The sequence below is a fragment of the Allobosea sp. genome, from assembly GCF_017308015.1.
In the GTDB taxonomy this organism is placed as follows: Bacteria; Pseudomonadota; Alphaproteobacteria; order Rhizobiales; family Beijerinckiaceae; genus Allobosea.
The window spans coordinates 64,852-87,492 of the sequence record NZ_JAFKFW010000013.1; the positions used below are offsets into that span (position 1 = coordinate 64,852).

Annotated in this window: 20 protein-coding genes and 1 tRNA gene; 12 read left to right on the forward strand and 9 right to left on the reverse strand. The window is 66.5% G+C overall.

What is annotated here, in order from left to right; translation table 11 throughout:
• Positions 1 to 5: 5 nt before the first annotated feature.
• On the reverse strand, positions 6 to 1,295 hold the full coding sequence (murA, locus tag J0I42_RS12580) for a UDP-N-acetylglucosamine 1-carboxyvinyltransferase (protein WP_291655186.1): 1,290 nt from the start codon (positions 1,293 to 1,295) through the stop codon (positions 6 to 8).
• Positions 1,296 to 1,355: 60 nt separating this feature from the next.
• The gene (locus tag J0I42_RS12585; RefSeq protein ID WP_291655188.1) at positions 1,356 to 1,517 is read right to left on the reverse strand and encodes a hypothetical protein; all 162 of its coding nucleotides are present in this window, start codon (positions 1,515 to 1,517) and stop codon (positions 1,356 to 1,358) included.
• A gap of 414 nt (positions 1,518 to 1,931) precedes the next feature.
• On the opposite strand from J0I42_RS12585, the gene J0I42_RS12590 reads away from it, so the two are divergent.
• The 4 genes from J0I42_RS12590 to J0I42_RS12605 all read left to right on the forward strand — a co-directional run bounded on the left by J0I42_RS12590 (position 1,932) and on the right by J0I42_RS12605 (position 8,367).
• On the forward strand, positions 1,932 to 2,873 hold the full coding sequence (locus J0I42_RS12590; protein WP_291655190.1) for an enoyl-CoA hydratase-related protein: 942 nt from the start codon (positions 1,932 to 1,934) through the stop codon (positions 2,871 to 2,873).
• A gap of 150 nt (positions 2,874 to 3,023) precedes the next feature.
• Positions 3,024 to 5,354 carry a putative bifunctional diguanylate cyclase/phosphodiesterase gene (locus tag J0I42_RS12595; RefSeq protein ID WP_291655192.1) on the forward strand — a complete coding sequence of 777 codons (2,331 nt, stop codon included), beginning with the start codon at positions 3,024 to 3,026 and terminating at the stop codon, positions 5,352 to 5,354.
• A 107-nt stretch (positions 5,355 to 5,461) separates the two neighbouring features.
• Positions 5,462 to 6,907: an FAD-dependent oxidoreductase gene (locus tag J0I42_RS12600; RefSeq protein WP_291655193.1), complete on the forward strand. Its 1,446-nt coding sequence runs from the start codon at positions 5,462 to 5,464 to the stop codon at positions 6,905 to 6,907.
• Between the two features lie 11 nt (positions 6,908 to 6,918).
• Entirely contained in the window at positions 6,919 to 8,367 is a 1,449-nt protein-coding gene (locus J0I42_RS12605) for a sensor histidine kinase (RefSeq protein ID WP_291655194.1), read from the forward strand.
• Positions 8,368 to 8,380: 13 nt separating this feature from the next.
• On the opposite strand, the gene J0I42_RS12610 is transcribed toward J0I42_RS12605, so the two are convergent.
• Complete coding sequence (locus J0I42_RS12610) at positions 8,381 to 9,010, reverse strand: S24 family peptidase (protein ID WP_291655196.1); 630 nt, start codon at positions 9,008 to 9,010, stop codon at positions 8,381 to 8,383.
• 167 nt (positions 9,011 to 9,177) lie between these two features.
• On the opposite strand from J0I42_RS12610, the gene J0I42_RS12615 reads away from it, so the two are divergent.
• Positions 9,178 to 9,522, forward strand: coding sequence for a DUF952 domain-containing protein (locus J0I42_RS12615; RefSeq protein ID WP_291655198.1), 345 nt, complete (start codon positions 9,178 to 9,180; stop codon positions 9,520 to 9,522).
• Positions 9,519 to 10,607 (forward strand): quinone-dependent dihydroorotate dehydrogenase, encoded by a 1,089-nt coding sequence (locus J0I42_RS12620; protein WP_291655200.1) that lies wholly within the window; start codon positions 9,519 to 9,521, stop codon positions 10,605 to 10,607. Before J0I42_RS12615 ends, J0I42_RS12620 begins: the two co-directional genes overlap by 4 nt.
• 3 nt (positions 10,608 to 10,610) lie before the next feature.
• Here J0I42_RS12620 and J0I42_RS12625 read toward each other — a convergent pair whose 3' ends face one another.
• From J0I42_RS12625 to J0I42_RS12635, 3 genes are all read right to left on the reverse strand, one after another.
• Positions 10,611 to 10,865: a DUF6460 domain-containing protein gene (locus J0I42_RS12625; RefSeq protein WP_244638997.1), complete on the reverse strand. Its 255-nt coding sequence runs from the start codon at positions 10,863 to 10,865 to the stop codon at positions 10,611 to 10,613.
• Between the two features lie 103 nt (positions 10,866 to 10,968).
• Positions 10,969 to 11,649 carry a response regulator transcription factor gene (locus J0I42_RS12630; protein WP_265058086.1) on the reverse strand — a complete coding sequence of 227 codons (681 nt, stop codon included), beginning with the start codon at positions 11,647 to 11,649 and terminating at the stop codon, positions 10,969 to 10,971.
• Positions 11,650 to 11,795: 146 nt separating this feature from the next.
• Positions 11,796 to 13,433, reverse strand: a complete 1,638-nt coding sequence (locus tag J0I42_RS12635) for a cisplatin damage response ATP-dependent DNA ligase (protein WP_291655205.1) — start codon at positions 13,431 to 13,433, stop codon at positions 11,796 to 11,798.
• A gap of 113 nt (positions 13,434 to 13,546) precedes the next feature.
• Here J0I42_RS12635 and J0I42_RS12640 point away from each other — a divergent pair, with 113 nt between their 5' ends.
• Positions 13,547 to 14,317 carry an SGNH/GDSL hydrolase family protein gene (locus J0I42_RS12640; RefSeq protein WP_291655207.1) on the forward strand — a complete coding sequence of 257 codons (771 nt, stop codon included), beginning with the start codon at positions 13,547 to 13,549 and terminating at the stop codon, positions 14,315 to 14,317.
• 7 nt (positions 14,318 to 14,324) lie between these two features.
• On the opposite strand, the gene J0I42_RS12645 is transcribed toward J0I42_RS12640, so the two are convergent.
• On the reverse strand, positions 14,325 to 15,395 hold the full coding sequence (locus tag J0I42_RS12645) for a ligase-associated DNA damage response exonuclease (RefSeq protein ID WP_291655208.1): 1,071 nt from the start codon (positions 15,393 to 15,395) through the stop codon (positions 14,325 to 14,327).
• Between the two features lie 137 nt (positions 15,396 to 15,532).
• Here J0I42_RS12645 and J0I42_RS12650 point away from each other — a divergent pair, with 137 nt between their 5' ends.
• Positions 15,533 to 16,471, forward strand: coding sequence for a methyltransferase domain-containing protein (locus tag J0I42_RS12650; protein WP_291655210.1), 939 nt, complete (start codon positions 15,533 to 15,535; stop codon positions 16,469 to 16,471).
• A 16-nt stretch (positions 16,472 to 16,487) separates the two neighbouring features.
• Here the strand turns inward: J0I42_RS12650 and J0I42_RS12655 are convergent, their stop codons facing one another.
• Positions 16,488 to 16,973 carry a GNAT family N-acetyltransferase gene (locus J0I42_RS12655; RefSeq protein ID WP_291655212.1) on the reverse strand — a complete coding sequence of 162 codons (486 nt, stop codon included), beginning with the start codon at positions 16,971 to 16,973 and terminating at the stop codon, positions 16,488 to 16,490.
• 96 nt (positions 16,974 to 17,069) lie between these two features.
• On the opposite strand from J0I42_RS12655, the gene J0I42_RS12660 reads away from it, so the two are divergent.
• The 3 genes from J0I42_RS12660 to J0I42_RS12670 all read left to right on the forward strand — a co-directional run bounded on the left by J0I42_RS12660 (position 17,070) and on the right by J0I42_RS12670 (position 20,458).
• A complete protein-coding gene (locus J0I42_RS12660; protein WP_291655213.1) occupies positions 17,070 to 19,556 on the forward strand; it encodes a ligase-associated DNA damage response DEXH box helicase in 2,487 nt (828 codons plus the stop codon).
• A 14-nt stretch (positions 19,557 to 19,570) separates the two neighbouring features.
• Complete coding sequence (gene pdeM / locus J0I42_RS12665) at positions 19,571 to 20,272, forward strand: ligase-associated DNA damage response endonuclease PdeM (protein WP_291655260.1); 702 nt, start codon at positions 19,571 to 19,573, stop codon at positions 20,270 to 20,272.
• Positions 20,273 to 20,383: 111 nt separating this feature from the next.
• A tRNA-Thr gene (locus J0I42_RS12670) sits at positions 20,384 to 20,458 on the forward strand.
• Positions 20,459 to 20,922: 464 nt separating this feature from the next.
• On the opposite strand, the gene J0I42_RS12675 is transcribed toward J0I42_RS12670, so the two are convergent.
• Positions 20,923 to 21,546, reverse strand: a complete 624-nt coding sequence (locus tag J0I42_RS12675) for a hypothetical protein (protein ID WP_291655214.1) — start codon at positions 21,544 to 21,546, stop codon at positions 20,923 to 20,925.
• 654 nt (positions 21,547 to 22,200) lie between these two features.
• On the opposite strand from J0I42_RS12675, the gene J0I42_RS12680 reads away from it, so the two are divergent.
• On the forward strand, positions 22,201 to 22,590 hold the full coding sequence (locus J0I42_RS12680; RefSeq protein ID WP_291655215.1) for a hypothetical protein: 390 nt from the start codon (positions 22,201 to 22,203) through the stop codon (positions 22,588 to 22,590).
• The last annotated feature ends 51 nt before the right edge of the window (positions 22,591 to 22,641 follow it).

Sequence of the window (22,641 nt, forward strand, 5' to 3'; positions counted from 1 at the left end):
GAAAATCAACCGCTGATGCGCTCCACCACGGCGCCGCAACGGCTGAGCTTGGCTTCCAGCGCTTCGAACCCGCGATCGAGATGATAGACGCGGTTGATCGTGGTATCGCCTTCGGCGGCGAGCCCGCCGATAACCAGCGAGACCGAGGCGCGCAGGTCCGTCGCCATCACCGGCGCGCCGGTCAATTTCTCGACGCCCTCGACATGGGCGACATCGCCGTCCAGCCGGATCTTCGCGCCGAGCCGGGCGAGCTCCTGAACGTGCATGAAGCGGTTCTCGAAAATCGTCTCGCGGATGCGCGAGGTGCCCTTCGCCCGGGTCATCAGCGCCATGAACTGCGCCTGAAGGTCTGTCGGAAAGCCCGGGAAGGGATCGGTATCGACATCCACCGCAGCCAAATCATGGCCGTTGCGGCGGACACGGATGCCCTCGTTGGTCGAGTCGATCTCGACACCCGCCCTGGTGAGCACGTCGAGCGCCGATTGCAGCAGTTCCGGCCGTGCGCCTTCCAGCATCACGTCGCCGCCGGTCATGGCCACCGCCATCGCGTAGGTGCCGGCCTCGATCCGATCGGGCAGCACCGCGTGATGCGCGCCGCCGAGGCGCGCCACACCGGTGACCACGATGCGCGGGGTACCAGCCCCTTCGATCTTGGCGCCCATCTTGACGAGACAGGCGGCGAGATCGATGACCTCCGGCTCGCAGGCGGCGTTCTCGATCACCGTCGTGCCCTGGGCGAGCACGGCTGCCATCAACGCAGTATGGGTGCCACCGACCGTCACCTTCGGGAAAACGATCTCGCCGCCCTTCAGGCCCTTCGGTGCCCGCGCCAGCGCATAACCGTTCTCGATCGCGATCTCTGCACCGAGCTTCTCGAGCGCCATGAGCAGCAGATCGACCGGGCGCGTGCCGATGGCGCAGCCGCCGGGCAGCGAGACCTTGGCCTCGCCCATGCGGGCGAGGATCGGCGCGATCACCCAGAAGCTCGCGCGCATGGTCGAGACCAACTCATAGGGCGCACAGGTATCGACGATCTGGCGGGCCGTCAGCGAGATGGTCTGGCCGGTCTCGGCCGACTGGCCGATACGCTTGCCGGCGACGGTGCGATCGACGCCCTGGTTCGACAGTATGCGTGAGAGCGCAGTCACGTCCGAGAGACGCGGAACATTGGTCAGCGTCAGCGTCTCGTCGGTCAGCAGGCTCGCGATCATCAACGGCAAGGCGGCGTTCTTTGCGCCGGAAATCGGAATGGCGCCATTGAGGCGCTGGCCGCCGGTGATGCGGATCTTGTCCATCGTCGGGTCCTGCTCGGCCGGCCGGGCTCGGGGCCGGCCGCATCTGGGGGAAACGGGAATTCAGGTCCGGGAGGAATCGGCCTGAGAGGGTGGCTCCAGCTCACGCGCTTGCGCTTCGTCCGAACGGCGAGCGCGAGCCTGGGCCTTGCGGCGCTTCAGGTTCTCGCGGAGCGCGGCGGCAAGGCGCGCCTGCTTCTCGTCCTCGGCTGTCTGGCGGGTCACGGCATCAGCTCGGCATAGGGTGTTTGAACGCGGGAACGCGGCGAATTCGCGGCGGTATCGTTAGACCCTGAGCCCTCCCCGGACAAGCGCCGTCGACGACACCCGGCCTGCCCCGTGACGGGCCCGCATCTTGCCGCAGCGAACCAGCCGGCAGCGCCATTTTCCGCTCCGGCAACGATCTTCTCCGGCGGCGTATCGGGGCGCTCTTTTCGTTTCACCAATACGGCCTCGTCGCGAAATTTTCGTTCGGCCCATGACGGTGCGGCTCTTGCCATCCCGGTGTCGGGCGGCGGCACTCTGACGCTTGGGAAAGCAAAAAATGCTTAATGCTATTAACCATTTCCAGGAGATTTCGTTTACAGTTCGTTAAGCTTGTTTACGCTGCCGGCATCAAGGAGTTTGTGGGGTAGCGTCATGTTGCAGTCCTTGAAGTTGGAAGCCGGGTTCGTCGCGCCGACGCTGCTCGAGAGTTGCGAAGTCATCGATGCGATCCGCTACAAGGCGGGCTTCCTGCCGGAGGTGGAGATCGCCTACGAGCCGGATATCAAGACGCTCTGGGTCACGATCCGGCCGGAGCTGAAGCCCGTCTTCACGCTGCAGTTGCTCGACAGCCTGGTGAAGATCCAGAGCGCGATCGTGGCGCTCTGGGGAGCTCCGGACCAGTATCACCGCGCTCCGGTGCGCTTCCTCGCCTTCCGCGGCACGGGGCCGTTCTTCACGCTCGGCGGCGATCTCGATTTCTATCTGGACTGCCTAGCCAAGAACGACCGCGCCGCGCTGACGGAATACGCAAGGCTTTCGGCAGAAGGCGCGATCTGGAATTCCAGCGGCCTCAACGGGCTCGTGGTAACGCTCTCGACGATCCACGCCAAGGCGATCGGCGGCGGCATCGACGCGCCGCGTTCATGCAACGTGATGATCGCGGAGGAGCAGGCCTCGTTCGTGTACCCGGAGATCAAGTTCAATCATTTCCCGATCACGGCGGTGGCGATCCTGTCGCGGCGCATGGGGCAGCGCGCCGCCGAGGAGATGCTGCTGTCCGGAGAGGAGATGAGCGCGCAGGACTTCATGGCAGCGGGCGGCCTCGAGGCCGTGGTCCCGACCGGGACCGGCGAAAACTGGATCCGCAAATACTGCGCCGACTCGCTGCCTATCCATGCTGCCAAGACCGCGTTGTTTTCCGCCTTCAACCGACGCTCCGGCGACCTGCGCGAAGAGCTGGGCCATCTCGGTCAGATCTGGACGAATTGCATGCTGCGTCTCAGCCCAAGCGCGATCTCGAAACTGCAGCGTATCGCCCAAACCCAGGATCGGATGCTGGCGCGCGTCTACCAGCGCCATCTCGCCCCGGTCTGAGGGAAAGCGAGCAACCCGCCCCTGTCCGGGCGCGCGCCCCCGGAAAACCACACGAAGCATTTACCTCTGCTCTCGTACAACCCTCTGGCATGATGCGCGACGTGTGGATTTCGCGCGTCGCGCCGCGTTGGACGGCAAAGGCGGGAGTAGATGGCAGGCGCGCTCAAGCGACTGATGACGGCCGGCGGGCGCGAGCAGGGCGAGACCGTCGACCTGACCGGCTATGCGCTGCTGGTCAGCTCGCTGTTCTCGTCGCCGGCCTCGATCATTCCCGGCGGCATCGCCGGCATCCTGACGCCATTCCTGTGCTGGGTTTCGACCGGCATGGACATCTTCATGAGCCTCACCATCCTGGTGACGCTCATCGTCATCCTGCGCATCATGACCGTGGTGGCCTATCGTCGGCGCAACCACGCCCATGACAGCTATGCCGAGACCCGTCGCTGGGACCGCGATTATTTTCTCGGCGCCACGATGTTCAGCGCCGTGCTCGGCTATAGCTGCTATGTCGCACTGGTCCAGACCGACGACCCCGCCGCGCATATCACCTCCGTCGCCTCGACCATCGCTCTCGCCTCGGGCTATGTCGCGCGCAATGCCGGCCGGCCAAAATTCGTCGCGGTGCAGCTCCTCACCTTCTGCATCCCGATGGCGATCGGCCTGATCGGTGCGCATAATCCGTATTATCGCTATATCGGCTACTTCGCCTTCCTCTACGTCGCCGCCAATATCGCGATCACCAACTCGCTGCATCGCAACCTTATCGCGCTCAGCGACGCCAACAAGCAATCCAAGGCGCTCGCCTCCGCCCTGCACTCGCAGAACCTGACGCTCGACGCCGCGCTCAACACGATGATCGATGGGCTGGCGATGTTCGACCGCAGCCTCAAACTCGCGGTCAGCAACGCCCCACACAGCACACTCTACGGCCTGCCGGAGACACTTGCCCTGCCCGGCACGCCCCTGACGGCGATCGCGCGCTTCCTGGTCGAGCGGCAGGTGATCAGCCAGGAGCAGCTTCGCGACATCCGCGCGGCATTGTCGGAGGTCCAGGCGACCCAGCAGGCGACCAGCCGCGAATTGGTGACGCGAGGCGGGCTCGTGCTGGTTCTCACGCTCGCACCGGCCGCCGAGGGCGGCATCCTGATGCTCACGGAGGATGCCACCGAGCGCAAGGCGACGGAGGCGCGCATCGAACAGATGGCGCGCTTCGACGAATTGACCGGACTCGCGAACCGCTTCGAATACACCACGCAGATCGCGGAAACATTCGCCAAGCTCGAGCGCACGGGCGACGGCTTCGCTCTGCTCTATCTCGATCTCGACGGTTTCAAGCAGGTCAATGACAGTCTGGGCCACGACATCGGCGACCATGTGCTGATGGAGACGGCGAGCCGCCTGCGCAGCGCGATCCGCAGCAACGACATACTCGCCCGCTTCGGCGGCGACGAATTCCTGCTGATCCTGCCATCCGCGGACCATCTCGTCGTCACCGCCATCGCCCAGCGCATGATCGACGCGATGGCGCGGGCTTTCGATGTCGACGGCAAGACCGTCTACGTGACTGCCAGCATCGGCATCGCCATGGCCCCGCTCGACGGCGCCAATCCCACCGACCTGCTGCGCCATGCCGACACGGCGCTCTACAAGGCCAAATCCGCCGGCCGGAACACGCTGATGTTCTTCAACCCGGCCATGGCCGAGGAGATGATGGAGCGGCACGAGATCGAGGTCGATCTGCGCAAGGCCTGCATGGATGGCACGCTCGAGCTCTACTATCAGCCGATCATCAACCTGAAGACCCAGAAGATCGTGTCGCGCGAGGCGCTGATGCGCTGGCGCCACCCGACCCGCGGCATGGTGCCGCCCGGCGTGTTCATCCCGATCGCCGAGCAGTCCGGCCTGATCGCCGGCATGGGCGACTGGGCGATCCGCCAGGCCTGCCGCGACGCCGCGAGCTGGGAGCCGGGCATCGGCGTCTCGGTCAATGTATCGCCGCTGCAATTCCGCGAGCCGCGCCGGATCGTCGAGACGGTCAAGGAGGCTCTACTGGCATCGCAGCTCGAATCGCGCCGCCTGATGCTCGAAGTCACGGAATCGCTGCTGATCGAGGACGACAAGCTGGCACTCTCGGTGCTCGACGAATTGCGTGCGCTGGGCGTGACCTTTGCGCTCGACGACTTCGGAACCGGCTATTCCTCGCTCGCCTATCTTTCGACCTATCCGTTCGCACAGGTGAAGATCGACCAGAGCTTTGCCCGCGAGGTCCATACCAACGAGGCCTCGAAGGCCGTCATCGAGGCTGTCTGCCAGCTCGCGCGCCGGCTTCAGATGAATGTCGTGGTCGAAGGCATCGAGACCGAGCAGCAGCGCATCGCCGTCCAGCTCCTCGGCGCCCATCGCGCCCAAGGCTTCCTGTTCGGCCGCCCGGAAGCGCTGGCCAGCATCAAAGGCCGTAGCGGCAATCGCAGCGTGGCCTGAGCCGGCCAATCTTCCCCTTTCGTTCCGGGACGGCTGCGCAACGGCCTTGATTCCGCCCGGCCGACAACGCATCAGCGATCAGGGACGACAGCAAAACGGGACATCCGGTGAGCGACGGCACGGCCAAGGCGGCGAAACCAGCCGCGTTGACACCCGATATATGCGTCATCGGCGCGGGCGAGAACGGCGTCGCTCTGGCGATCGCCGCGGCGGCCTTCGGCGTCTCCGTCGTCCTGATCGAGCGGGACGCCATCGGCGGGGACATCGGCGGCCTCGTTACCCGCGCGCTGATCGAGACCGGCTCCCGCGCGCAGGCGTTGCGCGATGCAGCGCGACTTGGCCTCTCTGCAGCCGAACCGCAACCGAACGCTGCCCTGATCCATGACCATATCCAGCGCGCATTGGCCGCCGACCGGGCCAATCACGCAGCCGAGCGACTGACCGCGCTCGGCATCGCCGTCCTCTGGGGCGAAGCCCATTTTACCAGCCGTAGTACGGTCACCGTCGGGGAACAGCCGGTCAAGGCACGCCGCTTCGTCGTCGCCACCGGCGCGCGCGCCATCCCGCCCGCGGTACCGGGGCTCGACACGGCGCCCGTTCTGCGGGAGGCCGACCTTGCCGGCCTGACCCGTTTGCCAGAACGGCCGATTGTGCTCGGAGGCGCAGGAGCCGCCCTGGCCCAGGCCCTGCGCCGGCTCGGTTGTGCCGCAACGCTCCTCGCTTCCGAAGGTTTGCTCGCGAGCCACGATGCCGAAGCCGCGGCGCTCCTGCGCCGACGCCTGCTGCGCGAGGGACTCGAGCTGAACGAGAGCGGCGAGCCTTTGCGGGTGGAGCGCACGCGATCCGGGCTGCGCCTCGTCCTGAGCGCTCCCTCCGGCGAGACGGCGATCGAGGGCTCGCATCTCATCCTCTGCGGTCCGCTCCGGCCCGCGCTCGACGCTCTCGACCTCGATCTCGGCGGTATCCGCCATGACGTTTCCGGCATCGTCGTCGACCGCAGCCTGCGGACGAGCAATCGCCGCGTCTACGCGCTGGGCGCCTGCGCCGGCGGGGCGGCGACCGCCCTGCCCGATCGCGCCGGCGACGATCATGCCGGGCTCGTGCTGCGCAGCGTCCTGTTTCGCCAACCGGTGAAGATCGATCCGGGTAGCGAGCCGCGCATCGCCTGGAGCCGGCCGCAAGTGGCCTCGATCGGGCTGCCGGAGGCAGAGGCCCGCACAGCGGCCGGAACAATCCGGGTGCTGCGCTGGCCGTTCTCGGAGAATGCAGCCGCGCGGGCCGCGGAGGAGACCGAGGGCTTCGTCAAGGCGGTCGTCGACCGCAAGGGTCGCATTCTCGGCGTCACCATCGTCGGCGAGGATGCGGGCGAACTGATCGCGCCGTGGTGCATCGCGCTGCGCGCCGGGCTCGGCATCGGCGAAGTCGCCGGCCTGCCGCTGCCTGCCATGGCGCGCTCCGATGCCTCGCGCCGCGCCGCGCTGTCGTTCCATGCGACATTGACCACGCGGCCGGCCTTGCGCCGCCTGATCGGCTTTCTGCGGCGTTTCGGCTAAGATCGCCGGCGATGCATGCACCCAAGCCAGCCCTCTCGGTCAGCCAGCCGCGTAGCCTCACGCGCCTCGGCCTCTCGGCCAAGCTGCTGCTCGTGACCGTGCTCTTCGTCATGCTGGCGGAGGTGTTGATCTATCTGCCGTCCATCGCAAATTTCCGGCGCAACTGGCTGCATGACCGGATCGCCGCCGCGCAGGTCGCGGCGCTGGTTCTGGAAGGTGCGCCGGAGGACGGCCTGCCCGAGGGCAGCGAGAACCGTCTGCTGATGGGCGTCGGGGCCCGCGCGATCGCGGCGCGCGTCGGCGGGGCGCGGCGCCTGCTCAGCCTCGACTCGATGCCCCCGCCTGAGGTCTCCCGCTCGATCGACCTGCGCAATCCGGGCTGGCTGAGTGCGATCCGGGAGGCGCTGGCCGTACTCGTCTCGCCAGCGACCATGCCGATCCGCGTCGTCGGCGAGGCGGTCGGCGGTGCCGACTTCGTCGAGATCGTCATCGACGAGGCGCCGCTGCGCCGGGCGATGCTGAAGTTCTCCTGGAGCCTGCTGCTGATCTCTCTGCTGATCACAGGCTTGACCGCGCTGGCCGTCTATATCGCGCTCAACGCGCTGATCATCGGGCCGATCCGGCATCTGGCAGCGAATGTCATGGAGTTCGAAGCCGATCCCGAAAATCCGCGGCGGATCATCGAGCCCTCGCTGCGCGCCGACGAGATCGGCGAGGCGGAGCGCGCGCTCGCCCGCATGGAAGCGACGCTCGCCGACGAATTGCGCACCAAGAAGCACCTCGCCGAGCTTGGCCTCGCCGTTTCCAAGATCAATCACGATCTGCGCAACATGCTGGCGGCGGCACAGCTCATGTCCGACCAGTTGATCGAGACCCGCGATGTCAAGATCCGCCGCTTCGCGCCGCGCCTGATAGCGACGCTGGGGCGCGCCATCGACTTCTGCCAGGCCACTCTCGCCTATGGCCGCGCCGCCGAGGCGACGCCCGCGATCCGCGACGTCCCGCTGCGGCAGCTCGTCGCCGAGCAGGCGGAAATGCTCGGCCTTGGCGAGGGCAAGCAGCCGCGCTTCGAGAATCGGGTTCCGCCCGAATTGTCGGCGCCCTGCGACCCGGACCAGATGGCACGCGTGCTCACCAACCTGATGCGCAACGCGATCCAGGCGCTGACGCGTGCGGGGACGGAAGGCGGCGACCTGCCCGTACTGACCGTGACGGCCGGGCCGGAGAACGGGTCCGTGGCCCTGCGCATCATCGACAACGGCCCCGGCGTGCCGGAGCGGGCGCGAGCCAACCTGTTCCAGGCCTTCCGCGGCTCGGTGACGCCGGGCGGCACCGGGCTTGGCCTCGCCGTCGCGGCCGAACTGGTCCGGCTCCATGGCGGCTCGATCGCGCTGGAGTCCTCAGCCGCGGGAGCGGTATTCGCGGTCATGCTGCCGGCTCGGCGCACCAACGGACACTGACTGGCAAAAGCGCCTACTGGCTCGCCCAGATCACCCGTGCCATGAAGGCGACCTCGGCGAGATTCAGCACGCGGTCGGGATGCTCGGGATTGAGCGAGGCCAACTCCACCGTCCTGGCTGTCTGGCGCTTGAGCTGCTTCGCCAGCACCTCGCCCTCCACGGTCTTGACCACGACCCGGTCGCCGCGCCGGACCGTCGCGGTCGGCGAGACGATGATGGTGTCGCCATCACGATAGAGCGGCAGCATCGAATCGCCTGATATCTCCAGCGCATAAGCCTTCTCGTCGGCAGCACCGGGAAAGGCGACCTCCTCCCAGCCCGTGCCGACCGGAAAGCCGCCATCGTCGAAGAAGCCGCCGGAGCCTGCCTGGGCGAAGCCGATCAGCGGAATCGTACGAGGCGGCGCCGGCTCGCGCCGCCGCACCACGCTCATGAACTCGTCGAAGGATGCACCGGTCGCGAGCAGGATCTTGGAGATCGATTCGGTCGAGGGCCAGCGCTCACGCCCGTCGGAGGCGACGCGCTTCGAGCGGTTGAAGGTCGTCGCGTCGAGCCCGGCCTTGCGCGCCAATCCCGAGGCGGTGAAACCATAACGCTGGGCGAGCGTATCGATCGCCCCCCAGATCTGGTCGTGTGACAGCATCGCTGAGGACCTCGCTTCGCTCTTGCCGTTCGGCGGGGATCAAAGATAGGAAATATCCCCTATCTTATAAGATTTCAATCCGAATCTCTCGACAATCGGACAATGGCTTGCGCAATCCTCCTGCCAACGTTTAAGCGAGTGGCCGACATGTACGTGCGAGATTTCCGGTGCCTCTGATCTACAAGATATGCCCCGCCGCGCTCTGGTGCGAGGCAGAGGCCAAGGGCCGCTTCGACGGCGCCCCGATCGATCTCGCGGACGGGTACATCCATTTCTCGACGGGTGCCCAGGTCGCCGAGACCGCGGCGAAGCATTTCGCCGGGCAGGACGGGCTCCTGCTCATCGCGATCGACGGAGAACGCCTTGGCTCGGCCCTGCGCTACGAACCGTCACGCGGCGGCGCCCTGTTCCCGCATCTTTATGCCCCGCTCGATCCGAAGGCGGCGCGCTGGATTGTCCCCATGCCGTTGAAAAAAGACAACCACCACGTCCTACCGGAGGATCTCGCATGATCGGCGGCCTGTTCAATCTCGCGCGGCCGTTGATCCACCGCATGGATGCGGAGACGGCGCATCGGCTGACCGTCGCGGCGCTGGCTACCGCGCCTGCCCTGAAACCCGGCGCCGACGACCCCGTGCTCGCGACCGAAGCGTTCGGGCTCTCCTTTTCCAACCCTGTCGGGCTTGCAGCCGGTTTCGATAAGAATGCGGAGGCGGTCGACGGTGCGCTGGGGCTGGGCTTCGGCTTCGTCGAGGTCGGCGGCGTAACGCCCCTGCCACAGCCCGGAAACCCGCGCCCGCGCGTCTTCCGTTTGCTGGAGGACGAGGCCGTCATCAACCGCTACGGCCTCAACAGCGAAGGCATGGAGGCCGTGGCGAAACGGCTCGAAGCCCGCCGGGGCCGCGGCGGGCTCGTCGGCGTCAATCTCGGTGCCAACAAGGAATCGGCCGATCGTGCCGCCGACTATGCGACGCTGGCGCGCCGGCTCGCCCCACTTGCCGATTTCCTGACGATCAACGTCTCGTCGCCGAATACGCCCGGCCTGCGCGACCTGCAGGCGGAAAGCGCGCTCGACGATCTCGTGGCGCGCACGCTCGCGGCGCGGGACGAGGTCGCAACCGGCGGCCGGCACACGCCGATCCTGATCAAGATCGCACCGGATCTGACCCTGCCCGAACTCGACGGCATGATCGCGGTCGCGCGCAAGCGCGAGATCGACGGGCTGATCGTCTCGAACACCACGATCGCGCGCCCGGAGAGCCTGCGGAGTGCGAACAAGGCCGAGACCGGCGGGCTTTCCGGCAAGCCGCTTTTCACCGCCTCGACCCGCATCCTGGCCGAGGCCTTCCTGCGCGTCGAAGGGCAGTTTCCGCTTGTCGGCGTCGGTGGCGTCGATTCGGCCGAGACGGCTTTCGCCAAGATCCGCGCCGGCGCGACGCTGGTGCAGTTCTACTCGGCGATGGTGTTCAAGGGACCGGGCCTCGCCAAGGAGATCAAGGCGGGGCTCGCCACGCGGGCACGCCGTGCCGGTCTCACGCGCCTGACCGCCCTGATCGGACGCGACGCGGCGGCGATCGCACGCGGCGAAGGTCTGTAGAGTTTACTTCCGCGCCGCGAAGAGCCGCATCAACAGCCAGAGCGGGACGACGATCAGCGCGCCCGCGATGACCCATTGGCCGACTTCGCGCACGGCGCCGAAACCGAGCCCTGTAATCGAGCGCAGGAAGCGCGCAGCGGCCTCGTAGAGACTCTGCGGCGACAGGCCAAGGAAGGCCATCGCCGCGCCGACCAGCAGCGAGATGAAGATCAGGCGGACGAGGACGCTGAGGGGCGAGCCACCGAGAAACCGTTCCATGGAAGCAATCGTCATCCTGTTGCGCCCCAAGCCGATCCGGGGCGCTTCCGCGCTGTCTTAACCTGAAACAGGCCGCGCTTGAACGGTGTCTGAACGGATAGCGTCAGGCGGTGGCCGAAGCGCCAGCCGTCGCCCAGGCCGTGCCAGCGATCTTCGAGGCCGCGATCACCGCCTGCGTGCGGCTGTCGACGTCGAGCTTGGTCAGGATCGCCGAGACATGCGCCTTCACCGTGGCCTCGGAGACGCCGAGCTCATAGGCGATCTGCTTGTTGAGAAGCCCCTCCGACAGCATCATCAGAACGCGCACCTGCTGCGGCGTCAGCGTCGACATGCGGCGGACCATGTCGGCAATCTCGGCATCGACCGGCGCGGAAAGATCGACGCCCGGTGGCGTCCAGACGCCGCCGTCGAGCACGGCGCGGATCGCCTCGCCCATCTGGGCGACGTCAGCGGTCTTGGGCAGGAAGCCCAGCGCGCCGAACTCGATGCAGCGGCGAATCACCGCCGGGTCATCATTGGCGGAGACGACGATGACCGGTATCTCGGGATGGTCGGCACGCAGGAAGAGCAGGCCGGAAAAGCCCTGCACGCCCGGCATGGTCAGATCGAGCAGGACGAGATCCGCATCGCCGCCGCTGGCCAGGGCCTCGGTCAAAGCCTCGAGCGAACCGACCTCGCTGACCTCGGCCCCGCCGAGCGCGCTCGACACAGCCTGACGCAGCGCGCCACGAAACAGCGGATGATCGTCCGCAATGACGATCCGCGTCGAAGGCTGCTTGCTCATCGCCCCACTCCTTAAAACCTGCATCGCCCCCGCCCGAAGCCGCGTGACCCGCTCCGGACCGATGCATTCGTCCGACCCGGACATTTTGCCTCAGGCCGACCGCGCATCACAAGCATTGCAAGCGCAAGGCTGCAACTCATTCCGGTTCAACCATTGGTCGGCAACAGCGCTTCCAGCACTTCGATATGGTCGGCCTCGCGCGGCGGCTTGTCCCAGCGGATGCGGTTGATCCGGGGAAAGCGCATGGCGAGGCCGGATTTATGCCGGGTCGAACGCTGCAGGCCCTCGAATGCGACTTCGAAGACGAGGCCCGCCTCAGCCTCATGCGTGACCTCCCGCACCGGGCCGAAGCGATTCAGCGTGTTCTTGCGGACATATTTGTCGATCTCGATCAGTTCCTCATCCGTAAAGCCGAAATAGGCCTTGCCGACCGGGACCAGCTCCTCACCACCATCCTCGCCCACACGCCAGACGCCGAAGGTATAGTCCGAATAGAAGGAGGAGCGCTTCCCGTGGCCGCGCTGGGCATACATCAGCACGCAGTCAACCAGCCGGGCGTCGCGCTTCCATTTCCACCAATAGCCCTTGGGGCGGCCGGGTAAGTAAGGCGAATCGCGGCGCTTGATCATGCAGCCCTCGACGGCTTCCGCATCGCCCCCCGCACCCGCACCGGCCGGATCGGCACGGGCCGCCGTCAACTCCTCCCAGGAGGCGAAGGGAATCACCGGCGAGAGATCGAAGCGGATGCTGGATAGCCGAGAGAGGAAATTCTCCAGCCGCTGGCGCCGCTCCTCCAGCGGCAGATGCCGGATATCCTCCTCGCCATCGACGAGCAGGTCGTAGACGCGGATATGGGCGGGGAATTCGCCCAGCATCTTGGCGGTGACGGTCTTGCGGTTGAGCCTCTGCTGCAGCGTGTTGAAGCTCTGCACCGCACTCTCGCGCATCACCAGCAATTCGCCGTCGAGTGCGCCATCTTCAGTCAATTCCTCGACGAGATCGGGGAAAGCGGCGGCGATATCCTCGCCGGTGCGGGAATAGAGCCGCGTCACGCGCGTGCCGTCGGCCCTGCGGCCCCTCACGGCCTGGACGCGGATGCCGTCCCATTTCCACTCGGCGGAGAATTCGGCCGGGTCGAGCCTGTCGAAATCGCCGTCCTCGATCGGATGCGAGAGCATGACCGGGCGGAACGGCGCGGGATCGCGTGCCTCGGGCCGCGCGCCCCTGCCTTCCAGCCAGGCAAAGAGCTCGGCATAGGGCGGTTCCAGCCCATGCCAGACCTGCTCGATCTCGTCGGGCGGGACGCCGCCGAGGCTGGCCGTAGCCGTCTTGGCGAGCCGGGCCGAGACGCCGATGCGCAGGGCCCCGGTGATCAGCTTGAGCAGGGCCCAGCGGCCAGTTTCGTCGAGCGCGTCGAGCCATCCGGCGACGAGGCGCGGCAGGTCGGCCTTGCCGGCCTCGCGCAGGCTCTCGACCACCTCCGGCAGATGTGGCACCGCGTTGGAGCCGTGCCGGGCCGGCCACATCAGCGCAACCGTCTCCGAGAGATCACCGACATAGTCATAGGACAGCGCGAAGAGCACGGGATCGGTGCGCTCGGCGATCAAAGCGCGGATCAGCCCGGCCTTGGCGTTGCGGAAGACGAGTCCGCCCGTCATCGCCGCCAGCGCATAGCCGCGATCGGGATCGGGGGTGGTGCGCAGGTAGTCGGCGATCAGCGCGATCTTGGCGTTGCGGCGCGGCTCATAGGCGAGGCGATCGAGCAGCCAGGCGAAGCGGTTCATGCTGTCGCCCCCGTGCCACAGCGCTTCGGTTCGTTTCCGTTGCACCGCATCGTTCAGATACCGTTCATGAAGCAAACCTTAACGGCAGCGGAATAGCTAGGAGAGAGACGCCGATGCGTGCCGCGATGCGGTTCCTTGCCTTGCCTGCCATCGCTGCCATGCTGTCGGCCGGAGCCCCCGTGCAAGCGGCGAGCTTCTCCTGCCGCGAGACGCCGATCGTGCGCTCGAACGCCGCGCTCGCGCCGCTCTCCGCCAAGGTCTCGCAGGGCCAGGCCCTGACGATTCTCGCCATCGGCTCGTCCTCGACCGAGGGCATCGGTGCCAGCGCCAAGGACAAGACCTATCCGGCCCGCCTGCAGGCGCTGCTCGGCAGGGCCTGGCCGAAGTCCCAGGTCGAGATCGTCAATGCCGGCATCGGCGGCGAGACCGCGCCGCAGACGCTGGCCCGCATGAAGGCTGCGCTGGCCGCCCATCCCTACGATCTCGTGATCTGGCAGGTCGGCACCAACGACGCCGTCAAGGGCGGTGATCTCGACGCCTTCAAGGCGATGGTCGGCGAGGGCATCTCGCTGGTGCGCGAGGCCGGTCCGGCACTCGCCATCCTCGATCCTCAGTATTTCCCCTCCGTGCGCGATCCGCAACGCTATGGCCAATATGTCGAGGCCGTCGGCGAGGTCGCCCGGCGCGAAGCGGTGCCGGTCTTCGGCCGCTATGACGCGATGCGCGAATGGCATCGCACCGATGCCGAGGCCTTCAAGGCCGCGCTCTGGACCGACGGCTTCCACATGAGCGATGCGGGCTATGACTGCCTCGCCCGTGACATGGCGAACGCCATGGTCGGCATGGCCGCGCCCGCACGCCCGGTCGTCGCAGCCTCGCGCTGATCGGCTCTCAGACAGAAGCTGCATCAGCCGCCCCCTCGGCAGGATCGGCCTCGCCCTCGTCGCCATAGCCGACGAGATGCAGCGGCTTGGCCTTGAGGCCGGCCGTGCCGCACCAGTGGACGAGCGCGTCGGCCTCGCCATGCGTCACCCAGATCTCGCCGGCCTGGACCTCCCTGATCGTCGCGAGCAGGTCGTCCCAGTCAGCATGGTCGGAGATGACAAGCGGCAGCTCGACGCCCTTCTGACGCGCCCGCGCCCTGATCCGCATCCAGCCCGAGGCGAAGGTCGTCACCGGATCGGGAAAGCGGCGCGCCCACAGATCCTGCGTCGCGCTCGGTGGGCAGATGACGATCTCGCCGCCCAGCGTCTTGCGATCGGTCTCGGCGACCAGCCTGATCTCGCCGAGCGGGATGCCCTCGGCTTCGTAGAAGACGGTGATTTTCTCGACGGCGCCGTGAATATAGATCGGCCGCTCGTAGCCGGCTTCGCGGATCAGGGCCATGACGCGCTGCGCCTTGCCCAGCGAATAGGCGCCGACGATATGCGTGCGCTCTGGAAAGAGCCTGACGGATTCCAAAAGCTTGGCCACTTCCCCCGATGCCGGCGGATGGCGGAAGACCGGCAGGCCGAAGGTCGCCTCGGTGATGAAGATGTCGCAAGGCACGGGCTCGAAACCGGCGCAGGTCGGGTCGCGTTCGCGCTTGTAGTCGCCGGAGGCGACGATCCGCAGCCCCCGGCTCTCGACGGCGATCTGGGCGGAGCCGAGGACATGGCCGGCCGGCACGAAGGTGAAACCGACCTCGCCGATGCGGATGGCCTCGCCGGGCACCGCGACCTGCTGCGAACCGGCGAAACCGTCGCCATAGCGCAAGGCCATGATCGCCAGCGTCTCACGCGTTGCCAGCACGGCGCCGTGGCCGGCGCGGGCATGGTCGGAATGGCCATGCGTGATCAGCGCCCGCGCCACTGGGCGGACGGGGTCGATATGGATGTCGGCAGGCGGGCAATAGAGCCCGGCCGGCGTCGGCAGCAGCAATTCGGAGGGGCGCCAGCCGGCGCTTCGTCTGGGCAGCGTCATATTCCTCCGTGCGGCGTCGCCAGGCGGGTGAATGGCCGCCTGCTGCCCGAAATCGGCCTTGGATTTCTGCGAAAGGCGCATTTCGCTTCGCTTCGCGTTACTCTAGATCCGCCAACTCCACTTCCGAGGATTCGCCCATGCATTTCGCCAGCTCCGGCGACCCGGTGCTCGACCGCCGTTACGGCCGAGCCAAAGCCGCGCTGGAAGATGGCGATCCACAAACCGCAGTCGACATCCTCGACCAAACCGTAGCGCAAGCCTACCACTTCACTGCGGCCTGGTATCTCTATGGGCTGGCGCAGGAAGCGCTCGGCCACAGGGAGGATGCCGCGACCGCCTGGCGGCAATGCCTCGACCTCGATCCCAATGACCATTTCGGCGCACGGCTCGATCTCGCCCGAATCGGCGCACTGCCGGCCGAGCAGGCGACCTCGGAGAATTTCTCCAGCGCGCTGTTCGATACCTATGCCGACCGTTTCGACAGCCATCTCAAGCAAACCCTGCACTACAACGCACCCGACCTGCTGAAGGCGGCGCTGGTCCGCTGCTGCAGCAACGCCGGCCGGCCCTTCCGGTTCGATATCGTCTACGATCTCGGCTGTGGCACCGGGCTGATGGGCGAGGCGATCCACGAACAGAGCGGCTTCATCGCCGGTTGCGATCTGTCGCCGCGCATGGTCGAGCGGGCGCGTACCAAGCTGGCACCCGACGGCACACCGCTCTACGACAAGCTGGCGGTCGCCGGGCTGACGAGCTTCCTGACCAGCCGACCGGACGCCTCCGCCGATCTCGTGATCGCCGCCGATGTCTTCGTCTATCTCGGCGAGCTCGCCCCCTGCTTTGCCCAGAGCGCGCGCGTGCTGGAGCCGGATGGCCTCCTGGCTTTCACGGTGCAGAGTCATGACGGCGAGGGCGTCGTCGTGGGCGGGGATCGGCGGTTCGCGCATGCGGAAAGCTGGCTGAGGGAGCGGCTCGCGGAAGCTGGGCTCACTCCCCTACTCGTCGAGCCCGCCAGCGCGCGGCAGGACCGTGGCGCGCCCGTGCCGGGGCTGCTGGTGGTCGCGGAGAAGCGGTGAAGCTGCCCAGGCGCCGTCAGGCGAGGCGAAGGGCCAGGTAACGCACCGTCTTGGCTCCGCCATGGATTTCCGCGCTGCCGATCTCCTTGAAGCCAAGTGCGGCGTGAAACGCGTCCGACGCCGGGTTCGGCGGCTCCGAATTGACCTCGCACACCAGAATGTCGTGCCCCGCGGCGCGTGCCCGTTCGATCAGGTCGCCATAGAGACGCCTCGCGTGTCCCTTGCCACGGGCGCTGTCGGCCACCACGACCCGGTCGATATAGACGAAGCGTGGATAGCGCTGCCGGAACCAGAGGTAGTTCGGGCTCGCATAGGTCGCGTGCCCTTCGTCGAGCGCGATCAGGGCCGCCTCTGCGACCCCGATCCGGCGTGCGTAGAAACTCCCGGCTAGCAAACCGGCGAGGCTCTCCCGGTCAAGCGGCGAAAGCTCCACGACATGGGCGGCGTTGAGCGCGAGAACGGGTTCGTAAGCGTCGGGCGAGATGTCGAGCAGGTCAGTCATAGGGATCGTTTTGCCTCGGCTTGAGCGCCCGCGCCAGCACCCCGATCGCCTCATTCCCCTTTCGTTCTCCCTTATCACCCCCTATCTTCGGCCGGCATGGCAGCCCCCTCCCCGCTCCCTCCCGCCTTCGAGGCCTGGTTCGCCGGGCGCGGCTGGAGCGTGCGGCCGCATCAGCTCGCCTTGCTGGAGGAGGCCCGCGCCGGGCGCTCGACGCTGCTGGTCGCGCCGACCGGTGCCGGCAAGACGCTCGCCGGCTTCCTGCCGTCGCTCGTCGAACTGGCAGAGCGCAAGGGCAAACGTGACGGCCTGCACACGCTCTATATCTCGCCGCTGAAGGCGCTCGCCGTCGATATCGCCCGCAATCTCGACGCGCCCGTGCGCGAGATGGGACTCCCGCTCACGATCGAGACGCGTACCGGCGACACCTCCGCTGCCAAACGCACGCGCCAGATCCAGCGGCCGCCGGACATCCTGCTGACGACGCCGGAGCAGCTCGCATTGCTGGTCTCGCATCGCGACGCGGCGCCGTTCTTCTCCAACTTGCGCCGCATCGTGCTCGACGAGTTGCACGCGCTGGTCACCTCCAAGCGTGGCGACCTGCTGGCGCTCGATCTCGCACGCTTGAAAGCACTTGCGCCGCAGGTCTCGGCCGTGGGGCTTTCGGCGACGGTGCGCGAACCTGCCGACCTGCAACGCTATCTCGGCGGCGCCGGGACGCCGGCCGGGCTTGTGACCGTCGCGGGCGGGGCCAAGCCGCGTATCGGCATCCTCGATACCGAGCGCAACCTCCCAATCGCCGGCCACACCACGCTGCACGCCATGGCCGAGGTCTATGAGGCCATCCGCACGCACAAGCTGACCCTCGTCTTCGTCAACACGCGCATGCAGGCGGAATTCGCCTTCCAGTCGCTGTGGAACCTCAACGACGACAACCTCCCGATCGCGCTGCATCACGGCTCGCTCGACGCCCAGCAGCGCCGCAAGGTCGAGGCCGCGATGGCGGATGGACGCCTGAAGGCCGTGGTCTGCACCGCGACGCTCGATCTCGGCATCGACTGGGGCGACGTCGACCTTGTCGTCAATCTCGGCGCGCCCAAAGGCGCGAGCCGGCTGATCCAGCGCATCGGCCGCTCCAACCATCGCATGGACGAGCCCTCGGAGGCGCTGCTGGTGCCCTCCAACCGCTTCGAACTGCTGGAGTGCCGCGCTGCGCTCGAAGCCGTCCACGAGGCCGCGCAAGACACGCCGCCGCCGCGCATCGGGTCGCTGGACGTGCTCGCCCAGCATGTGCTCGGCGTCGCCTGCTCGGACGGGTTCCAGGCCGAGGCGCTCTACGAGGAGGTCCGCACGGCCTCGCCCTACGCCGATCTCTCTCGCGACGATTTCGACGCCGTCGTCAATTTCGTCGCGACCGGCGGCTATGCGCTGAAGAGCTATGAGCGCTTCGCAAAACTTCGGCAGGACAAGGCCGGGCTCTGGCGCGCCAGCAATGCCCGTGTGATCCAGCAGTATCGCATGAACGTGGGCACCATCGTCGAGGCGACGATGCTGAAGGTCCGGCTCGGCCGGGCGCGCGCCGGAAAGCCCGGCCAGCCCGGCATGATCACGCGCGGCGGGCGCGTGCTCGGCGAGATCGAGGAATATTTCGCCGAGACGATGGTGCCGGGCGACACCTTCGTCTTCGCCGGCGAGGTCTTGCGCTTCGAGGGCATCGTCGAGAATGAGGCAGTCTGCTCGCGCGCCGCCGCCGGCACCGACCCGAAGATTCCGTCCTATGACGGCGGCAAGTTCCCGCTCTCGACCTTCCTCGCCGCGCGCGTGCGCGCCATCCTGGCTTCGCCCAGCCTCTGGCATACGCTGCCGGAGGAGGTCTCGGCCTGGCTCCATGCGCAGAAGCGGATATCGCGCCTACCCCAGCCCGGCGAGCTTCTGGTCGAGACCTTCCCGCGCAGCGGGCGCTTCTATCTCGTCGCCTATCCGTTCGAGGGCCGCCTCGCCCATCAGACGCTCGGCATGCTGCTGACGCGACGATTGGAGCGCGCCCGGATGCGCCCGCTCGGCTTCGTCTGCAATGATTACGGCATGGCCTGCTGGACGCTCGGCGACATGACGGCGGCGGTAGCGCGCGGCGCACTCAATCTCGACGAACTCTTCGCGCAGGACATGCTCGGCGACGATCTGGAGGACTGGATGGCGGAATCGGCGCTGATGAAGCGCACCTTCCGCTCCTGCGCCATCATCGGCGGGCTGATCGAGCGCCGCTTCCCCGGCCAGGAGAAAAGCGGCCGGCAGGTGACGATCTCGACCGATCTCGTCTACGACGTGCTGCGCCGGCACGAGCCCGACCATATCCTGCTGAAGGCGGCACGGGCGGATGCGGCGACGGGCCTGCTCGACATTCGCCGGCTCGGTGAGATGCTGACACGGATCAGCGGCCGAATCGTGCATCAGCCGCTCGACCATGTCTCGCCGCTCGGCGTCTCCGTCATGCTCGAGATCGGGCGCGAGGCGGTCTATGGCGAGGCGGCGGACGAGATCCTGGCGGAAGCAGAGGCGATGCTGACGGAAGAGGCGATGGCGTGACTGCGGCAACGGCAATGCCGGCCAAGCGATTGGGAGAGTCGAGCGAAACCTTCATGCTGGGCCGGCTCGCGCTCGTGCCCGATCTCTCGGGCGCGCTCTGGCTGCCGGAGGAGCGTACGCTCGTGGTTGCGGACCTGCATCTGGAGAAGGGTTCCGCCTATGCGGCGCGCGGCGTGATGCTGCCGCCCTATGATTCGACCGCAACGCTCGCCGTGCTCGCCGCCGCGATCCGTCGCCACCAGCCGGCCCGCGTGATCGCTCTCGGCGACAGCTTCCATGACCGCGATGCCGAAAACCGCCTCGCGCCCGAGACTCGCGCCGCGCTTGCCTCCCTGCAGCGGGGGCGCGACTGGCTCTGGATCACGGGCAATCACGACCCGACGATCAGCCACGCCATGGGCGGCGAGAGTGCGGCGGCCGTGACGCTCGCCGGCGTGACCCTGCGCCACGAGCCGACCGCTTCCGAGGACGAATACGAGATCGCCGGACATCTTCACCCAGCCGCCAAGATCAGGATGCGCGGCCGGGCGATCCGGCGGCGCTGTTTCGCCCTGTCGGCGCTGCGCTGCATCATGCCGGCGATAGGTGCCTATGCCGGCGGCCTCAACCTGCGCGACGCCGCTTTCCGACCGCTCTTCCGCGCGGGACTGAGCGCGCATCTCCTCGGCGATGGCCGTCTCTTCCGGATCGATCCACGGTTATTGCTGCCGGATTGATCGAGCGGGTTGCGTCCGTCACAAGGTTGTGGCATCAGGGCGCCGCTTCGGAACGACGCCAGCGCCCGCAACCGCCTCAGAGCGACCGCGAGCGCCCCGGCCGCCGGACCTGCTGCGGTAGCTCAGTGGTAGAGCACTCCATTGGTAATGGAGAGGTCGCGAGTTCAATCCTCGCTCGCAGCACCAGCGCTTCTCGATAAAATTGAAGCCTTAGCCTCAATCCTCGGCTTGATCGCTAGGCGTATTTCGGCAAACGGACGCAGAATACGGCGGCCGGGTTCTTGGCAAAGCCATGGTCGCCTTGCCAGCCAAAACCGCGGCAACCACACTCTTACCCAGATAGGCCCAGAGAGATCGGACAATGCGATGCCGGCCTGCGCCACGCCGGCATCTCGAATCCCAACTCCAAAACCGAACGAAGCCCTCCGTTTCCATCAAGTGTGGAACCACTCCAGGGTCTTATCGATAAGCGCATCGAGGACGGCAAGCGTTCGTGGATCGAGACGACGGAATCCGCTCGAGCCCTAAGGATCTCCATCGAACGGTAGGCTCCCTGCGTGCGAATGTCAGAATCTCGACAATCTGCAAAACCGCACTCACACGAGCCAGACACGCTTCAGGACACTCGGCTCGGACGAGCCAGTTCATCGTCAGCCGTCGTGAGTGTAGCTGCCTCCGGAGGGAACCGGGCCAAGAGTCCAGTTGTTGGAAGCGCTCCATGGAAACATATAGAGCGGGTGTGTCATGAGGACGGCACGCAGGAGCTGCCAGTTCGCCGCATCTACCGGATGCGTGCCTCGTTCGCCGCGCTGATACCGGGCTAGCAAGCCACGTGCGACCCGACCGGCGGATACATAAGGCTCCACAGCCCAGCGTGGCGGCTTTACACCGGTCATCAGAAACGCAAGAGCCGAGACCACATAGCAGGATGCCTCGTCCTCCGCGGCCGCGATGTTCGTGCCGAGCAGATCATAGGCGCAATGAAGCGACTCGTGGAGAACATGGCCTTCCTCGATGCGTCCGAGTATGCGTGGCACCTCCATCGTGTTTGCCGGCACTGAACCGCCGCTGAAGCCGGTGTATTGTGCCGCTGCTCCAGGGACGATAGCCGCGGGGGGAGATACCGTTGCCCGGCCGGTTTCCAGGGCGCGCGCCACATGGTGAAACGTGCCGGCCGAAATCTCGATGGTCCTGCCACCGGACGGGAATGTAAAACGGATGCGGGCTGCCGTCGGCCCACGCAAGATTCTGATTACCTGCTGTTTCAGCGTCATCTGTCAGGCCCTTCCACGATTGAAGTTCCGTGAGCTTTTGTCGCGGCGGGACGCAAAACGGTTCATGGGGCGCGCGGACACGGGCCCGGCACTGGTCGAAGCATGTCGGCAGCGGATCGAGGCAGGCGCTTGCCGCATTCAGGTTGCTGAACCCGCGATGCGGCCACACAGGCTTTACGGACGATAGGCGACGACGAGAGCAAGAGCCCCCATTTCGTCAGCGCAGAGAACAGGCAATCCTCGCCTGGCTGGCATCGGATTGTGCGCCCGTCCGGCGGCTCTCGGTATCTGAGACTTCGCTGTAAAGAGCAGGGCGATAGGCATAGACAGCCATGGGTACACTGCTCCGACGCCGGCCCATCAGCGCCTGAAATCGGGGGGAAGGCTTTCGTGGAGTTTCTTACCCTCCCTCTCTCCCGTAGTTCAGATTCTGGGTCGAGTTCGCGCCGCCCCGGGCCTCAGGCCTATTTGCGCCAGTAGGCTCCGGAATTCGTTCCCGCTGAGATTCAGCAGAATCCGGCTTGGCGCCGAAACCTTCCCTTGTCGGTGGATGGATCGATTGGGCAACAGCCCCTCCGATCAAAAGCATCGAGATTGCCATGGCCGGCAGATGAATTCTCATCGGGCGCTCCACTTCATACCGAGCGAACGCGCGTGTCGGGCACCGCGTTCCTCGACGCCATCGCCGGCAGGAGATCGACGCATCGGAACAGGCTGGCGCCCGCCCCGTTAAGCCATGAGCGGCAGGAGCAGGTCTTCGGCCGAACAGGTCAGATGGAGGCGGAAATGGTCGATGTGAGCGAAAAGGTAAGCGATACGAATCTGGAGCAGCTCAAGATCATATTCAACTCGCTCTATCTCTGCCTTGAATTCGCGATGAAACACATCGCGGCTCGCGATGGTGTAGAGGCTGCTGCTGAATTCAAAAACCTACTGCTGGAAGCTCTGACTGCAGGAGATATCAACATGGCACTTTTGGAAGAAAGCAAGACATTCGACATCGTGGTTTCCAAGGTGCAGACCTTGGGCAACGAGCCGGCGTAAGGCAGCTTCTGATTTATCGCTGTTTCTTCGCGAGAGCCGGTGCCCGCATGC

Excerpts from the sequence above, each read along its gene's own strand:
- murA (WP_291655186.1), bottom strand. The coding sequence starts at position 1,295 with ATGGACAAGATCCGCATCACCGGCGGCCAGCGCCTCAATGGCGCCATT.
- J0I42_RS12590 (WP_291655190.1), top strand. The coding sequence starts at position 1,932 with ATGTTGCAGTCCTTGAAGTTGGAAGCCGGGTTCGTCGCGCCGACGCTG.
- J0I42_RS12595 (WP_291655192.1), top strand. The coding sequence starts at position 3,024 with ATGGCAGGCGCGCTCAAGCGACTGATGACGGCCGGCGGGCGCGAGCAG.
- J0I42_RS12605 (WP_291655194.1), top strand. The coding sequence starts at position 6,919 with ATGCATGCACCCAAGCCAGCCCTCTCGGTCAGCCAGCCGCGTAGCCTC.
- J0I42_RS12610 (WP_291655196.1), bottom strand. The coding sequence starts at position 9,010 with ATGCTGTCACACGACCAGATCTGGGGGGCGATCGATACGCTCGCCCAG.
- J0I42_RS12620 (WP_291655200.1), top strand. The coding sequence starts at position 9,519 with ATGATCGGCGGCCTGTTCAATCTCGCGCGGCCGTTGATCCACCGCATG.
- J0I42_RS12625 (WP_244638997.1), bottom strand. The coding sequence starts at position 10,865 with ATGGAACGGTTTCTCGGTGGCTCGCCCCTCAGCGTCCTCGTCCGCCTG.
- J0I42_RS12630 (WP_265058086.1), bottom strand. The coding sequence starts at position 11,649 with ATGAGCAAGCAGCCTTCGACGCGGATCGTCATTGCGGACGATCATCCG.
- J0I42_RS12635 (WP_291655205.1), bottom strand. The coding sequence starts at position 13,433 with ATGAACCGCTTCGCCTGGCTGCTCGATCGCCTCGCCTATGAGCCGCGC.
- J0I42_RS12640 (WP_291655207.1), top strand. The coding sequence starts at position 13,547 with ATGCGTGCCGCGATGCGGTTCCTTGCCTTGCCTGCCATCGCTGCCATG.
- J0I42_RS12645 (WP_291655208.1), bottom strand. The coding sequence starts at position 15,395 with ATGACGCTGCCCAGACGAAGCGCCGGCTGGCGCCCCTCCGAATTGCTG.
- J0I42_RS12650 (WP_291655210.1), top strand. The coding sequence starts at position 15,533 with ATGCATTTCGCCAGCTCCGGCGACCCGGTGCTCGACCGCCGTTACGGC.
- J0I42_RS12655 (WP_291655212.1), bottom strand. The coding sequence starts at position 16,973 with ATGACTGACCTGCTCGACATCTCGCCCGACGCTTACGAACCCGTTCTC.
- J0I42_RS12660 (WP_291655213.1), top strand. The coding sequence starts at position 17,070 with ATGGCAGCCCCCTCCCCGCTCCCTCCCGCCTTCGAGGCCTGGTTCGCC.
- pdeM (WP_291655260.1), top strand. The coding sequence starts at position 19,571 with ATGCCGGCCAAGCGATTGGGAGAGTCGAGCGAAACCTTCATGCTGGGC.
- J0I42_RS12675 (WP_291655214.1), bottom strand. The coding sequence starts at position 21,546 with ATGACGCTGAAACAGCAGGTAATCAGAATCTTGCGTGGGCCGACGGCA.